This window comes from Streptomyces sp. H51 (genome assembly GCF_035656535.1).
In the GTDB taxonomy this organism is placed as follows: Bacteria; Actinomycetota; Actinomycetes; order Streptomycetales; family Streptomycetaceae; genus Streptomyces.
Genome location: NZ_JAYMHD010000034.1, coordinates 39,472 through 52,721 on the forward strand (window position 1 = coordinate 39,472; position 13,250 = coordinate 52,721).

Genomic DNA, 13,250 nt, shown 5'->3' on the forward strand with positions numbered 1-13,250 from the left:
CCGCCGGGCGTGCCGCTTCGTGCCGCCGGACGGCCGCGGCGCCGTGGTGGCGGGTCGCGCGGTTCCCCGCGCCCCGTGGGGCGCCGCCCGACCGCGGCGGGCTCCGCTCGGCCCGCCTCGGCCGTTCAGCGGCGCCGCAGGTGGTGCCGCTTGCGCCAGGCCACCGTCGCGCCCAGCAGGGCGGGCGCGGCGATGCACGCCATGGCGATCAGGAAGGCGGGGGACGTCGGCGCCGAGGCGCGGGCGCCGGCCACGGCGTACGCGGCGGTGTTCGGGACCGAGCCGAGCGCCGTCGCGAGGAGGAAGGAGAACCAGCCCATCCGGGAGACGGCGGCGCAGTAGTTCGCGGCCCAGAACGGCACGCCCGGGAACAGCCGCGCCGCCATCATCGAGCGGAAGCCGTGCCGGCTCAGCTGCCCGTCCGCCGCCAGCAGCAGCCGGCCGCGCAGCAACGGGCGCAGCGCGTCCTGCCCGAGCACCCGGCCGAGGCCGAAGGCCAGTCCGGCGCCGAGCACGGTGCCCGCCAGCGCCGTGCCGAGGCCCAGTCCGGAGCCGAAGAGCGCGCCCGCGGCGAGGTTCAGCAGCGGCCGCGGCACGAACGCGACCGTGCACAGCCCGTACGCCACCGCGAACACCACGGCCGCCGCGGCCCCGCCGAGCTGCGGCGGCCAGCCGTGCGTCAGCACGTTCTGCGGCTCGAACAGCAGCACGCAGGACGCGGCCGCCGCGAGCAGGGCGACCAGCAGGGACAGCCGCGACCACGGCGACAGCAGCACGCGCGTGCGGCGCGTCGCCGGTCCCGGTACCGCGGGCAGGGCGAGGGGGACGGCGAGTTCCGCGGTGGCGGCCCGGGGAGAGGCCGTGGCCGTGCCCCCAGAGCGGGTGGTGGCATCGAGCATCCGGTGACAGTAACCGACACCCGCGTGTGATCGCCGTATGGTCCGTCTCATGCGCGGCGGGCGCGGTGCCTCCCGCCGCGGGAAAACCGTTCGACGCCGGGCGGCGCGTCGACGATGATCGGCTCATGTTCCGGCACGCCTTCACCCTCGCAGCGTCCGCAGCCGCGGATGCGCCGAAGGCTGCCGTCGTCCTCCCGCCGGCCGCCGTCGACGGCGCACGAAGCTGACCCTCCCCGGAACGTCCGGCGGACCCCGCAGGGGGAGGGTCGGCAGGTTCTCGGGGTCCCCGTCCCGGCCGGTGTCCGAACCGGCCGGGGCCATCGCTCAGCAGCACTGAGAGGCTTCGAGGTACCGCCATGCCCAAGACGGCGTACGTGCGCACCAAACCGCACCTGAACATCGGCACGATGGGCCACGTCGACCACGGCAAGACCACCCTGACCGCCGCCATCACCAAGGTGCTGGCCGAGCGCGGCACCGGCACCTTCGTGCCGTTCGACCGCATCGACCGCGCCCCGGAGGAGGCCGCCCGCGGCATCACCATCAACATCGCGCACGTCGAGTACGAGACCGACACCCGGCACTACGCGCACGTGGACATGCCGGGCCACGCCGACTACGTCAAGAACATGGTCACCGGCGCCGCGCAGCTCGACGGGGCGATCCTCGTCGTCTCCGCGCTCGACGGGATCATGCCGCAGACCGCCGAACACGTCCTGCTCGCCCGGCAGGTGGGCGTGAACCACATCGTCGTCGCGCTGAACAAGGCCGACGCCGTCGGCGACGGCGAGGACGCGGTGCTCGCCGACCTGGTCGAGCTGGAGGTCCGCGACCTGCTCACCGAGCACGGCTACGGCGGCGACGCGGTACCGGTCGTCCGGGTCTCCGGACTGAAGGCCCTGGAAGGGGACCCGAAGTGGACGGCGGCCGTGGAGGCGCTGCTCGACGCCGTGGACACGTACGTGCCGATGCCCGAGCGGTACCTGGACGCACCGTTCCTGCTGCCCGTCGAGAACGTGCTCACCATCACCGGCCGGGGCACCGTGGTGACCGGCGCGGTGGAGCGCGGCACCGTGCGCGTCGGCGACCGGGTCGACGTGCTCGGCGCCGGGCTGGAGACGGTCGTCACCGGCCTGGAGACCTTCGGCAAGCCCATGCGGGAGGCGCAGGCGGGGGACAACGTGGCGCTGCTGCTGCGCGGGGTGCCACGCGACGCGGTGCGGCGCGGGCACGTGGTGGCCGCTCCGGGCAGCGTGCTTCCCCGGCGGCGCTTCACGGCACAGGTGCACGTGCTGTCGGCGCGCGAGGGCGGTCGCGGCACGCCGATGTCGACGGGGTACCGGCCGCAGTTCTACATCCGGACGGCGGACGTGGTCGGTGATGTCGACCTCGGTGAGGCGGCCCTCGCGCGGCCCGGGGAGACGGTCACCATGACCGTCGAACTGGGGCGCGAGGTGCCTCTGGAGCCGGGGCTCGGATTCGCCGTCCGCGAGGGAGGACGGACCGTGGGGGCGGGCACCGTGACAGCCGTCGGCTGACGGCGGCCGGTCGACGCGGGGAACCGCGGGCCGGTGCGTCGGCCGCACGGCTCCCCGCGTCCCCGCCGCCCTCACCCGCCCGCACAATGGTCGGGTGAGCGAACCCATACCCGTGACCCGGACCACCGACCACGGCACCGCCAAGCTGATGCCCGACGTCGACCGGAGGCGGGCCTGGCTGCTGACGGTCGACGGGGCGCCGCAGTCGTACGTCGACCTGGACGAGCCGGAGCACCTGGAGTTCGAGTACGCCCGGCGGCTCGGGCACGTCCTCGACACCGTCGCCGGGCCGGGCCGCCCGCTGGACGTGGTCCACCTCGGCGGCGGAGCGCTCACCCTGCCCCGCTACGTGGCCGCGACCCGGCCCGGCTCCCGGCAGGACGTCGTCGAGGCGGACCGCGGTCTGCTGGAGCTGGTCGCCGAACACCTGCCGCTGCCCGAGGGCGCGGGCGTCGCGCTGCACGCCGCCGACGCCCGCGCCTGGCTGGAGGCCGCCCCCGACGACTGCGCCGACGTGCTGGTCGCCGACGTCTTCGGCGGCTCCCGGATCCCGGCCCACCTCACCACCGTCGACTACATCCGGCAGGCCGCACGGGTGCTGCGCGCCGACGGGGTGTACCTCGCCAACCTCGCCGACTCCGCGCCCTTCGCCTTCCTGCGCTCCCAGCTCGCCACCTGCGCGGTCGAGTTCGAAGAGCTGGTGCTGATCGCCGAACCGGCCGTGCTGCGCGGCCGCCGCTTCGGCAACGCGGTGGTCGTCGCCGCGCACCGCCCGCTCGACACGGCCGCCCTGATCCGGCTCACGGCGGCCGACGCCTTCCCCGCCCGCGTCGAACACGGCGCCGGGGTGCGGGAATTCACCGGCGACGCGCGGCCGGTGCGGGACCCGGACGCCGTACCGTCGCCCGAGCCCCCCGACGGCGCGTTCGGCATCGGCTGACCTGTCCTCACCCCTCCGTCAGGGCGTCACCCCTGCGTCGGGTCGCCGTGCAGGCGCACGGTGCTGAGGATCTTCCTGACCGTCTCGTCGGACACCTCGTCCTTGACGCCCTTGGCCCCGTAGAAGGTCCAGGACACGAAGTCGCCCGCCGAGTTCTTGAAGGCGAACGTGGTCGCCTTGCCGTCGGAGTCGCACTTGCCCTTCTTCGCGACGCCCGTCGAGTACGTCGTGGCCACGCTCCCCTTGACGCCCGACGCCGTCGTGTAGTCCTCCGGCTTGCCGATGGTGAGGAGCTTCTTGGCGGCGTCCGACTGGTCGGTGTAGCCGCCGAACACCCACCAGGCCGAGTCGTTGCGTGCGACGTCGGAGGTGTTCTTGGCGCCGTCCTGGCCCTTGGTGCCGGCCGCCGCCAGTGCCGTGTCGTCGGTGCGCCCGTCCTTGTCGGCGTCGGACGAGCACCACTTCTCCTTGAGATAGGCGGGCGCCGACATGCCGATGAGGACGGAGCCGTCGCCCTTCTTCTCGTCCTCGAACCCGATGAAGGTGCCGGGCGACTCGACCGCCCAGTCGGCCGGCACGTCGAAGGCTGTGCCCCACTTGGGGTTCACGACCACCTTCCAGCCGGGGATCGTCGCCTTCTCGGTCTCGCCGCCGCGCGGGTTGTCGTCCGTGCCCGTCGCGGACTCGCTCGGGGCGGTGGTGGGCGACGGGCTCGTCGTCCGCCTGTCCTTGCCGCCGTCCGCCGTGTCGTCCTCGCTCCCGCCGAGCACCAGGAATCCGGTGACGCCGGCCGTCAGGAGCACAGCCGTGGCCGCCACGATCGCGACCAGTTTCGTCCGGCCGCCTCCGCCCCCCGGCGGCTGGGGAGTGCCGACCGAGGTGGGCGCGCCCCACTGCGGCTGCTGCGCATAGGGGTTGGGCTGCTGGAAACCGGGCTGCTGATACGGATTCGGCTGCTGGTACCCCGGCTGCTGGTAGGGGTTGTTCTGCGCGTGCGGGTTCTGCTCGCCCCCGGGCGGCTGCTGTCCTGGCCACATGGGCGTTCACCCTAGTGCCGCCCGCGGCCCGGTGCGGCACCCCGGGTTCGTCAGCCGTGACGCACCGGGGACCCGGGTCCGGGCGCACCCCGCGGACGGGGGCGGCAGGGGCCTGGTCAGCGCAGGCTACTCATGGGTAACCTTCGGGCATGAGCGCAGATCAGATGTCGATCGGCGAGTTGCTCGCCGCGACGGTGCCGATGGTTCGCACCCTGAACCTGGAGTACCTCGAGACCACGCCGGAGAAGGCCGTGCTGGCCCTCCCGGACCAGAGCGAGTACCGCAACCACGTCGGCGGGCCGCACGCGGGCGCGATGTTCACGCTGGGCGAGTCGGCCAGCGGCGCCGTCGTCCTGGCCGCGTTCGGCGACCAGCTCTCGCGGGCCGTCCCGCTCCCGGTGCACGCCGAGATCGCGTTCAAGAAGATCGCCCTCGGTCCCGTCACGGCGACCGCGACCCTGGGCCGCCCCGTCGCCGACGTCGTCGCCGAACTCGACGCGGGCACCCGCCCGGAATTCCCGGTGAGCGTCGCCATCCAGCGCCAGGACGGCGCCGTCACCGGTGAGATGACGGTGCTGTGGACGCTGCGCCCCAACGGCTGACCTCCGCTCGCCGCCGGGACCCGATCCCGTCGCCGCCCGCCACCCGGGCCCGATCCCGTCGCCGCCCGCCACCCGGGCCCCGGCAGGACTCCGGCCGGGGCCCCTCTTCCGGCGGGGCGGTCGCGCGACGGCCGGGCCGCGCGCCCTGCGGTGCCGCCCGCCCTGTTGCGCGCCCGCGGTGCTGTGCGCCTGGGCTGCTGTGCGCTCTGTGGGCGCCCGTGGTGCCGCGCCCGAGGTGTCGGCGGTCGTCTCCCTGACGGCCGCTCACCACGGCGTCCGGGCCGGACCGCACGGCCGTCCCCCGGGAGCACCGGAAGGAGCCGGCGGCAGCCCGGTGGGGCACCGGGTGCGACCGCCGGGACGCCGCCGCCGTGCACCGACCCGGTAGGCTTCCCGGGTACGCCCCGTGCGCCCCCGCGGAAACGCGGCGGCACGGACAGAGTCACGAACGGGAGGGACCGGCGGTGCACGTCCAGGAGTGGCTCGACACGGTGCCCGCGGCAGCCGTCTACGCCGTGGTGGGACTGGTCATCGGTCTGGAGAGTCTGGGCATCCCGCTGCCCGGCGAGATCATCCTGGTCTCGGCGGCGCTGCTGTCCTCCCAGCACGCCGGCGTCGACCCGGTGATCCTCGGCGCGTGCGCCAGCCTCGGCGCCGTCGTCGGTGACTCCATCGGCTACGCCATCGGCCGCAAGGGCGGGCGGCCCCTGCTGGCGTGGCTCGGCCGGAAGTTCCCCCGGCACTTCGGCGAGGGGCACGTCGCCACCGCGGAGAGGTCCTTCGAGAAGTGGGGCATGTGGGCCGTCTTCTTCGGCCGCTTCATCGCCCTGCTGCGCATCTTCGCCGGCCCGCTGGCGGGCGTGCTGCGGATGCCGTACTGGAAGTTCCTGATCGCCAACGTCCTCGGCGGCATCCTCTGGGCGGGCGGCACGACCGCCGTCATCTACTACGTGGGCGTGGTCGCGGAGTCCTGGCTGAAGCGCTTCTCGTGGCTGGGCCTGGTCGCGGCGGTGCTGATCGGCCTGACCTCGATGCTCGTCCTCAAGCGCAAGGCGAAGAAGGCGACGACGCACAGCGAGCCGGCCGAGAAGGAACCCGTCCCGGCCGTCGACTGAGGGCCCACGCGGCCGTCGGCCGAGGATCCACGGGGCCGTCGGCCGAGGATCCACGGGCCTACGGCCTCTCGTGGACCTCGCGGTGCGCCGCCGCCAGGTCCGCGTACAGCGTCCCGTTGAGCGTGACGCCCGCCCGCTCCTCCTCGGTCAGCGGGCGCCTGACCTTCGCCGGCACCCCGGCGACGAGGGAACCCGGCGGCACCTGCATCCCCTGCGGCACCAGCGCCTGCGCGGCCACCAGGGAGCCCGCCCCGATCACCGCGCCGTTGAGCACGGTCGCGCCCATCCCGATCAGGCAGTCGTCGCCGACGGTCGCCCCGTGCACCACGGCGTTGTGCCCGACCGACACCCGCTCCCCGATGGTGACCGGGAAACCCGGGTCGGCGTGGAGCGTGCAGTTGTCCTGCACGTTGCTGCGCGCCCCGACGGAGATCCGCTCGACGTCGCCGCGCGCGACCGCGCCGTACCAGAGGCTCGCCCCGGCCTCCAGCGTCACGTCGCCGATCACCGACGCGGTGGGCGCCACGAACGCTTCCCGGTCGATCTTCGGTTCCCGGCCGCCGATGCCCGTGACCAACGCCTTGTGCGTCATCGCCCTCTCCTCGTCGTCGGATGCCCCCGCACCGTACGCCATCCGGTGGGGTGAAGATCACAGGGCCTCGGCCTCTTGAAGGCCCGCCGCGCTGAGTACCGTGACCCCGTGCCGATGCGCAAGAACACGTTCTCATCATGGCGGCGCCGCCTCGCGCAGCGCGCCGTCCACGCGGGCTGGGCCTGGGCGCAGCGCACCGGCTCGGTCACCGCGCAGCACCCGGGACGGTTCCGCTTCGGGGCGATCGGGGCCGGCACCAGGCTGGCCTTCCCGCTCGGCACGGTCTTCGGCGAACCCTGGATCCACCTGGGCGCCCACTGCATCGTCGGCGAACAGGTCACCCTCACCGCGGGCCTGATGCCCGACCTCGACCTCGGACCCGAGCCGATCCTGCGCATCGGCGACGGCGTCGTCCTGGGCCGCGGCAGTCACGTCATCGCGGACACCATGGTCACCATCGGCAGCGACTGCTACTTCGGGCCGTACGTGTACGTGACGTCCACGAACCACTCCTACGACGACCCCCACGAGCCCATCGGCAAGCAGTGGCCCCGGATGGAGCCGGTGGAGATCGGCACGGGCTGCTGGATCGGCACCGGCGCGGTGATCCTGCCCGGCGCGCGGATCGGGCGGAACGTGGTGGTCGCCGCCGGCGCGGTGGTCCGGGGTGTGGTGCCCGACCACGCGGTGGTCGCCGGGGCGCCCGCGCGGGTGGTGCGGCGCTGGACTCCCGCGGACGGCTGGCAGCCGCCGCTCAGGACGCCCCCGCCGGTGCCGATCCCCGACGGGGTCACGCCGGAACAGCTGCTGGCGCTGTCGGAGCTGGACGAGGAGGCGGCGGCGAGACTGGCGCAGTCGGACGCGGAGTCCTGACGTCCTGACTCATCCGGTCGCCAGCAGCAGGGTGCCCACCAGGGCCATGCCCGCGCCCGCCGCCTGGATCCGGTGCAGCCGTTCGCTGAGGAAGCCGCGCGCGGCCAGTGCGGTGACCACCGGGTAGAGCGAGGCGAGCACGGCGGCGACGGTGACCGGGCCGTACCGGGCCGCGATCGCGTAGGTGCCGTTCGCCGCGACGTCCGCCAGGCCCACGAAGGCCAGCGCCGGGAGCGAGGCCCACGGGAAACCCTCCGGCGGCAGCGCCGCGCCGCCCCGCCGCACGGAGACGTACAGCGCGGCGCCGCCGACGGCCACGTTGGCCACACGCTGCACGAAGAGCGCGAGGAAGAGGCCGGTGACGGATGTCGACGCCTCCGCGATGAGCGCGAACACCGCGCCGAAGCCGAGCGCCGCGACCAGCGTGAGCAGGATGGTCTGCCGCCGCACGGGGACGCCCCGCTGCGGCCCGCCCGCGAGCACGACACCGGCGACCGCGACCGCGATGCCCGCGGCCTGGATCAGGCCCGGACGCTCGCCGAGGCACAGGCCCACGCCGACCGGGACGGCCACGCTCAGGGTGGCCAGCGGGGAGACGACGCCCATCGGGCCCTGGGCGAGGGCCTTGTAGAAGCAGATCATCGCGACCGGCCCCACCAGTCCGGCCGCGAAGGCGAACCACAGCCGCGGCCCGGCCTCGCCCCAGCCGCCCGTGGCCGCCACGATCACGCCGAGCACGGCCGCCGCGACCGTCTGCGAGACGACGACCACCGTGAGCACCGGAGCGCGCCGGGTCAGCAGCCCGCCGCCGAAGTCGGCAAGGCCCCACAGCAGGCTGGTGGCCAGGGCGAAGAATGCTGTCACGGCTCGCCTCGCAGTACAGTTCGGTGCACGATCGGGTGCACCCCACCGTAGTCCAATGGAGTGGACTCTGTCATCCAGGATATTGCCCTCGGGTGTGGTGCTCTCATGGGCCTCGACGAGTTGGACGGAATGTGTCGGACCTCGACCTGCTGACCCAGTCCCTGGCGCGCAACGTCAAGCGCTGGCGCAACGAGCGCGGCTTCACCCTCGACGCACTGGCCGCCCGCGCCGGGGTCAGCCGCGGCATGCTCATCCAGATCGAGCAGGCGCGCACCAACCCGAGCATCGGCACGGTGGTCAAGGTCGGCGACGCGCTGGGCGTCAGCATCACCACCCTGCTCGACTACGAGCAGGGCCCCAAGGTCCGGGTCGTCCCCGCCGAACAGGCCGTGCGGCTGTGGCACACCGACGCGGGCAGCTACAACCGGCTGCTCGCGGGCACGGAGGCCCCCGGCCCGCTGGAGATGTGGGACTGGCGTCTGATGCCGGGCGAGAGCAGCCCGTCCGACCCGCACCCGGCCGGCACGGTCGAGCTCGTGCACGTCACGGCCGGCGAGCTGACGCTCACCGTGGACGGCGCCGAACACCGCGTCCCGGCCGGCGCCAGCGCCTCCTTCGAGGCGAATGTCCCGCACGTCTACGGCAACACCGGCCGGGTCCCGATGGAGATGATCACGGCCGTCTCCGTCCCGCCGGTGCGCTGAGCGGCCCGGGGCCCGCTGTTACCGTGCCGCCATGGACGCACCCATCGGACACTTCGACCACGCCGTCCCCGCCCCCGACGCCCTCGGCGACCTGATCCGCCCGGTCGCCGACGCCGTACGCCACTGGAGCGGCAGCGTCCCCGCCGACCAGATCGTCTACGTGGACACCGACCCGCGCTGGGCCGACACCGCCGTCTTCGTGGAGCACTACGGCCGGGAACTGCGCCGGCAGTCGGCCAACTGCGTGGTGGTCGCGGGCCGGCGCGGCAGCGAAACCGCCCTGGCCGCGTGCGTGGTGCTGTCCACCACCCGGGTCGACGTCAACGGCGTGGTACGCCGCCGCCTCGGGGCCCGCAAGGCGTCGTTCGCCTCGATGGACACGGCCACGGGCGAGACCGGCATGGAGTACGGCGGCATCACCCCGCTCGGGCTGCCCGAGGGCTGGCCGGTGCTGGTGGACCCGGCCGTCGCCGACCTGCCGTACGTGCTGGTCGGCAGCGGGCGGCGGCGCGGCAAGCTGCTGGTGCCGGGCAAGGCGTTCGCCGAACTGCCCGGCGCGGTCCTGGTCGAGGGGCTCGGGGTGGCCTGACCTCCCTCCAGGGCGGTCGCGTGGTACAGCTCCGGCGGCCGCTGCGAGAACCGGAAGGCGTTCCGCGGCAGCGGAGCCGGGGCGGAGGGTGAGGTCCCCGGGCATCGGGGCGGGGCCGCTCAGCCCAGGCGCGGGATCTCGATGGCGGGGCACCGGTCCATCACCATGTCCAGCCCCGCGGCGCGCGTGCGGTCGTAGGCCGCCCGGTCGACGACACCCAGCTGGAACCACACGGCGCGAACGCCCTTGGCCACCGCCTCGTCGGCCACCGCCCCCGCCAGGTCGCTGTTGACGAACACGTCGACCACGTCCACGTCGAACGGGATGTCCGCGAGGGAGGCGTACCCCTGCTCGCCGTGCACCGTCTCCGCCTTGGGGTGGACGGGCACGACGCGCTTGCCGAAGCGCTGCAGCACCTGGGCGACGCCGTACGCGGGGCGCCGCGTGTTCGACGAGAGGCCCACCACCGCCCAGGTGTCGCCGAGCTCGGTGAGAATCCTGCGAACCGTCGCCTCGTCGCCGTACACAGCCGGCCTCCTCGTAGCCTCGGGAAAGAGCTGTCCGGTCGCACAACGGCGCCCGGTGCCGGGGGATTCCCCGCCCGCCCGGTGCCGGGGGATTCCCCGCCCGCCCCGTGTCCCGCTCACCCGAACGGCGCCGCCCCGCGGCGCCGCCCGGACCACGAGCCGCGCACCGCGACCAGGCCGAAACCGGGCGGTAGCCTGCGCCAGGCCGCCCGCCCGCCTACGCTCACCCCGTGCTGCGCATCACCGACGCCCGGACCGGCGAACCCGTCGACGCCACCCCGACCCGGCGGGGACTGACCCGTGTCGTGGCCCACGCACCGGGTCACGACACCACCGCCCTGCGCGTCCTGCTGGTCGCCGACCTGCTGGTACGAGCCCTGGAACTCGGCGGCACCCCGGTGTGGGCGCTGCTGGCCGGCCGACGGGAACGGGAGGAACTGCGCGCCGCGGCGGCGGCGCTGGGCGTCCGGCCCTTCGAGGACGGCCCGGAAACGGGCCCCGGCCCGGGCGGGGCCCGGGTCATCCACGTGGCGGCGGAGGACGGGCCGGTGCCCGACGGCGTCCGGGTCGCCGTCGCCGCCGCGACCGCCGACGCCCCGGGCGGCGACACCCCGGCCACCGCGGACGACCCGTCGGTGCTGCGCCTGGCTCTGCTCTCCCGGCGCCGTACCGCGCCCGCACGTCTCGACGCGGCCGCCCTCACCGACGCCCGCGACACCCTCGCGCGCTGGCGCGGCGCGGTCGCCGCCTGGGCGCGCCGGCCGTCCCGGCCGGTTCCCGACGAGGTACGCGGCCGGCTGCGCGCCGCCTGGGAGGACGACCTGGACCTGCCCGCCGTGCTGGAGGTCCTGACCCGGGTGGAGAACGATCCCGGCCTGCCGGACGGCGCCCGCTTCGAGACGTACGCCTACGCGGACCGGCTGCTCGGCCTGGACCTCACCCGCGACCTGGGATCCCCGGCGTGATCGCGCGCGCCGGAGCGGGCCCGCTGCGCCGCCTGGTCGTCGTGCGGCACGCCAAGTCCGCCTGGCCGGCCGGCGTCCCCGACCACGAACGTCCGCTGGCGCCCCGCGGCCGCCGGGACGCCCCGGCCGTCGGCCGCGCCCTCGCCGCGGCCGACTGCCTCCCCGACCTCGCCCTGTGCTCGACCGCCGTCCGCGCCCGCCGGACCTGGGAGCTGGCCTCGGCGCAGTGGGGCACGCCGCCGCCCGTGCGCCACGACCCGCGGCTGTACGCCGCCGACGTGCCCGAACTGCTGGAAGCGGTGCGCGAGACCCCGCCCGAGGTCGAAACGCTGCTCCTGATCGGGCACAACCCCGGCCTCGAGGAACTGGTGCTGGAACTCGCCGGGGACGGACTCGGCGGCACGCTGGAGCGGGTGCGGGCGAAGTTCCCGACGTCCGCGATCGCCGTGCTGGCCTGGCACGGCACCGAATGGCAGGCGCTCGCCCCGGGCGTGGCGCTGCTGACCGGTGTGCTCGTGCCGAGGGGAGAGAAGAAGCACGGCGGGAAGAAGCACGGAGGAAAGAAGCACGGCGGGAAGAAGCGGGGCTAGCCTTGGTGCCGTGACGGCGGTGGCCGTTCCGGTCGCCCTCCACCGGCGCCCAGCCCGCCGACAAGTCCGCCGGTGGACGTTCCGTCGCACACCGGCCCCGGCGGGGAAGCTGCCCCCGGCACCTGCCGCGACCTCAGGCCGGTGCAGCGTCCCCGGAGACATGGTCGGCACCGTTCGCTTCGTCCTTGGCCATGCCGAGGAAGCGCCGGATCGCCTCGACCGGCATGTCGAGCTCCTCGGACGCGCACCGCTCGTCGCCGAACACCTGCACCGCCTCGGCGACAGCCACGGCCAGCTCGACCTCTGCCTTGCGGACCTTGGCCTCGGCCTTGTCCACCGTGTCGACCACCGCCAACTGCCGGCGCTGCTTCTCCTGGAGCCTCTGCTTGCGGGAAACGGACTTCTCAGAGTTCTGCACTGTCATGACCAAGATCATAATCAGTCGTGCGCATGCTGCTGAAATCGGCAATCGACCTGCTTCACGCGGGAGTTCACGGCTCCACGGCGCGGCCCGGCGGGGGAGCGTCCGTGCCGCGCGCCGGTGTTCGGGACACGAGCCGCCGAGGGCGCCGGGACTCCGCCGCCGGTCGTGGTCCCCCGGCCGACAGGTGCATCGTCCCGGACGCGCCCGTGGGGCCAGGGCGGACATCGCGTGCTGGCTCGACGCCGGGTGAGGCGGTCGGCGCGGTCCGGTGGCCGTCGGGACCCCCGCCGGCCACGGATTAGGCTGGTCCGATGCAGGACGAGTACCGCACAGTCGCCCGCGCGGGCGTGCACGAGACCGAGGTCAACCGCTCACGCTTCCTGTGCGCCCTCGCCCCGGCGGCCACCGAGCGGGAGGCCCAGGACTTCATCGCGTCCGTGCGCAAGGAGCACGCGGACGCCACCCACAACTGCTGGGCCTACGTCATCGGCGCGGACGCCTCCGTCCAGAAGGCGAGCGACGACGGCGAACCGGGCGGCACCGCGGGCGTCCCCATGCTCCAGATGCTGCTGCGCCGCGACATGCGGTACGTCGTCGCCGTCGTCACCCGCTACTTCGGCGGCGTCAAGCTCGGCGCGGGCGGTCTCATCAGGGCGTACGGCGGAGCGGTCGGCGAGGCGCTGGACACGCTCGGCACGATCACCCGGCGACGGTTCCGGCTGGCCACGCTGACCGTCGACCACCAGCGGGCCGGCAAGGTCCAGAACGACCTGCACGCGACCGGACGCGAGGTGCGTGACGTCCGCTACGGCGAAGAGGTCACCATCGAGATCGGCCTGCCGGACGCCGACGTGGACGCCTTCCGCGCCTGGCTCGCCGACGCGACCGCCGGAACGGCCGGGTTCCAACTGGGCGGGGAGGCGTACGGGGACGCCTGAGAACCCGGACAACAGGTGCGTAACGGGCATATGTGCGGCGGGTCGTGACGGGA

The 13,250-nt window shown here is 74.4% G+C and carries 16 protein-coding genes; 10 read left to right on the forward strand and 6 right to left on the reverse strand.

Annotation, left to right across the window (positions count from 1 at the left end):
- Positions 1-125: 125 nt before the first annotated feature.
- A complete protein-coding gene (locus VKA29_RS09500) occupies positions 126-899 on the reverse strand; it encodes a TVP38/TMEM64 family protein (protein ID WP_324784851.1) in 774 nt (257 codons plus the stop codon).
- A gap of 356 nt (positions 900-1,255) precedes the next feature.
- Between VKA29_RS09500 and tuf the strand changes: the two genes are divergently transcribed.
- Both tuf and VKA29_RS09510 read left to right on the forward strand, forming a co-directional pair.
- A complete protein-coding gene (tuf, locus tag VKA29_RS09505) occupies positions 1,256-2,437 on the forward strand; it encodes an elongation factor Tu (protein ID WP_324784853.1) in 1,182 nt (393 codons plus the stop codon).
- A 94-nt stretch (positions 2,438-2,531) separates the two neighbouring features.
- Positions 2,532-3,377 (forward strand): fused MFS/spermidine synthase, encoded by an 846-nt coding sequence (locus VKA29_RS09510; protein ID WP_324784855.1) that lies wholly within the window; start codon positions 2,532-2,534, stop codon positions 3,375-3,377.
- Positions 3,378-3,403: 26 nt separating this feature from the next.
- Here the strand turns inward: VKA29_RS09510 and VKA29_RS09515 are convergent, their stop codons facing one another.
- The gene (locus VKA29_RS09515; RefSeq protein WP_324784857.1) at positions 3,404-4,414 is read right to left on the reverse strand and encodes a hypothetical protein; all 1,011 of its coding nucleotides are present in this window, start codon (positions 4,412-4,414) and stop codon (positions 3,404-3,406) included.
- Positions 4,415-4,578: 164 nt separating this feature from the next.
- On the opposite strand from VKA29_RS09515, the gene VKA29_RS09520 reads away from it, so the two are divergent.
- Together VKA29_RS09520 and VKA29_RS09525 are read left to right on the forward strand one after the other, a co-directional pair.
- Positions 4,579-5,016: a DUF4442 domain-containing protein gene (locus VKA29_RS09520; RefSeq protein WP_324785066.1), complete on the forward strand. Its 438-nt coding sequence runs from the start codon at positions 4,579-4,581 to the stop codon at positions 5,014-5,016.
- A gap of 464 nt (positions 5,017-5,480) precedes the next feature.
- Entirely contained in the window at positions 5,481-6,131 is a 651-nt protein-coding gene (locus tag VKA29_RS09525) for a DedA family protein (protein WP_324784858.1), read from the forward strand.
- Between the two features lie 58 nt (positions 6,132-6,189).
- On the opposite strand, the gene VKA29_RS09530 is transcribed toward VKA29_RS09525, so the two are convergent.
- On the reverse strand, positions 6,190-6,723 hold the full coding sequence (locus tag VKA29_RS09530; protein ID WP_324784860.1) for a gamma carbonic anhydrase family protein: 534 nt from the start codon (positions 6,721-6,723) through the stop codon (positions 6,190-6,192).
- A 108-nt stretch (positions 6,724-6,831) separates the two neighbouring features.
- Between VKA29_RS09530 and VKA29_RS09535 the strand changes: the two genes are divergently transcribed.
- A complete protein-coding gene (locus tag VKA29_RS09535; RefSeq protein ID WP_324784863.1) occupies positions 6,832-7,596 on the forward strand; it encodes an acyltransferase in 765 nt (254 codons plus the stop codon).
- A gap of 9 nt (positions 7,597-7,605) precedes the next feature.
- On the opposite strand, the gene VKA29_RS09540 is transcribed toward VKA29_RS09535, so the two are convergent.
- Positions 7,606-8,460: a DMT family transporter gene (locus tag VKA29_RS09540; protein ID WP_324784864.1), complete on the reverse strand. Its 855-nt coding sequence runs from the start codon at positions 8,458-8,460 to the stop codon at positions 7,606-7,608.
- A 131-nt stretch (positions 8,461-8,591) separates the two neighbouring features.
- Between VKA29_RS09540 and VKA29_RS09545 the strand changes: the two genes are divergently transcribed.
- A complete protein-coding gene (locus VKA29_RS09545) occupies positions 8,592-9,164 on the forward strand; it encodes an XRE family transcriptional regulator (RefSeq protein ID WP_324784865.1) in 573 nt (190 codons plus the stop codon).
- Positions 9,165-9,195: 31 nt separating this feature from the next.
- Positions 9,196-9,753: a YbaK/EbsC family protein gene (locus VKA29_RS09550; protein WP_324784866.1), complete on the forward strand. Its 558-nt coding sequence runs from the start codon at positions 9,196-9,198 to the stop codon at positions 9,751-9,753.
- Between the two features lie 119 nt (positions 9,754-9,872).
- Here VKA29_RS09550 and VKA29_RS09555 read toward each other — a convergent pair whose 3' ends face one another.
- A complete protein-coding gene (locus tag VKA29_RS09555; protein WP_324784868.1) occupies positions 9,873-10,280 on the reverse strand; it encodes a CoA-binding protein in 408 nt (135 codons plus the stop codon).
- A gap of 230 nt (positions 10,281-10,510) precedes the next feature.
- Here VKA29_RS09555 and VKA29_RS09560 point away from each other — a divergent pair, with 230 nt between their 5' ends.
- Positions 10,511-11,245 (forward strand): hypothetical protein, encoded by a 735-nt coding sequence (locus VKA29_RS09560; protein WP_324784870.1) that lies wholly within the window; start codon positions 10,511-10,513, stop codon positions 11,243-11,245.
- On the forward strand, positions 11,242-11,835 hold the full coding sequence (locus tag VKA29_RS09565) for a histidine phosphatase family protein (protein ID WP_324784871.1): 594 nt from the start codon (positions 11,242-11,244) through the stop codon (positions 11,833-11,835). Before VKA29_RS09560 ends, VKA29_RS09565 begins: the two co-directional genes overlap by 4 nt.
- Positions 11,836-11,968: 133 nt before the next feature.
- Here the strand turns inward: VKA29_RS09565 and VKA29_RS09570 are convergent, their stop codons facing one another.
- The gene (locus VKA29_RS09570) at positions 11,969-12,259 is read right to left on the reverse strand and encodes a hypothetical protein (protein WP_324784872.1); all 291 of its coding nucleotides are present in this window, start codon (positions 12,257-12,259) and stop codon (positions 11,969-11,971) included.
- 311 nt (positions 12,260-12,570) lie between these two features.
- On the opposite strand from VKA29_RS09570, the gene VKA29_RS09575 reads away from it, so the two are divergent.
- On the forward strand, positions 12,571-13,197 hold the full coding sequence (locus VKA29_RS09575; protein ID WP_324784873.1) for a YigZ family protein: 627 nt from the start codon (positions 12,571-12,573) through the stop codon (positions 13,195-13,197).
- Positions 13,198-13,250: the final 53 nt, after the last annotated feature.

Bases quoted from the DNA above. Each gene is read 5' to 3' on its own strand.
- tuf (WP_324784853.1), top strand. From the start codon at position 1,256: ATGCCCAAGACGGCGTACGTGCGCACCAAACCGCACCTGAACATCGGC.
- VKA29_RS09575 (WP_324784873.1), top strand. From the start codon at position 12,571: ATGCAGGACGAGTACCGCACAGTCGCCCGCGCGGGCGTGCACGAGACC.
- VKA29_RS09530 (WP_324784860.1), bottom strand. From the start codon at position 6,723: ATGACGCACAAGGCGTTGGTCACGGGCATCGGCGGCCGGGAACCGAAG.
- VKA29_RS09515 (WP_324784857.1), bottom strand. From the start codon at position 4,414: ATGTGGCCAGGACAGCAGCCGCCCGGGGGCGAGCAGAACCCGCACGCG.
- VKA29_RS09550 (WP_324784866.1), top strand. From the start codon at position 9,196: ATGGACGCACCCATCGGACACTTCGACCACGCCGTCCCCGCCCCCGAC.
- VKA29_RS09570 (WP_324784872.1), bottom strand. From the start codon at position 12,259: ATGACAGTGCAGAACTCTGAGAAGTCCGTTTCCCGCAAGCAGAGGCTC.
- VKA29_RS09520 (WP_324785066.1), top strand. From the start codon at position 4,579: ATGTCGATCGGCGAGTTGCTCGCCGCGACGGTGCCGATGGTTCGCACC.
- VKA29_RS09500 (WP_324784851.1), bottom strand. From the start codon at position 899: ATGCTCGATGCCACCACCCGCTCTGGGGGCACGGCCACGGCCTCTCCC.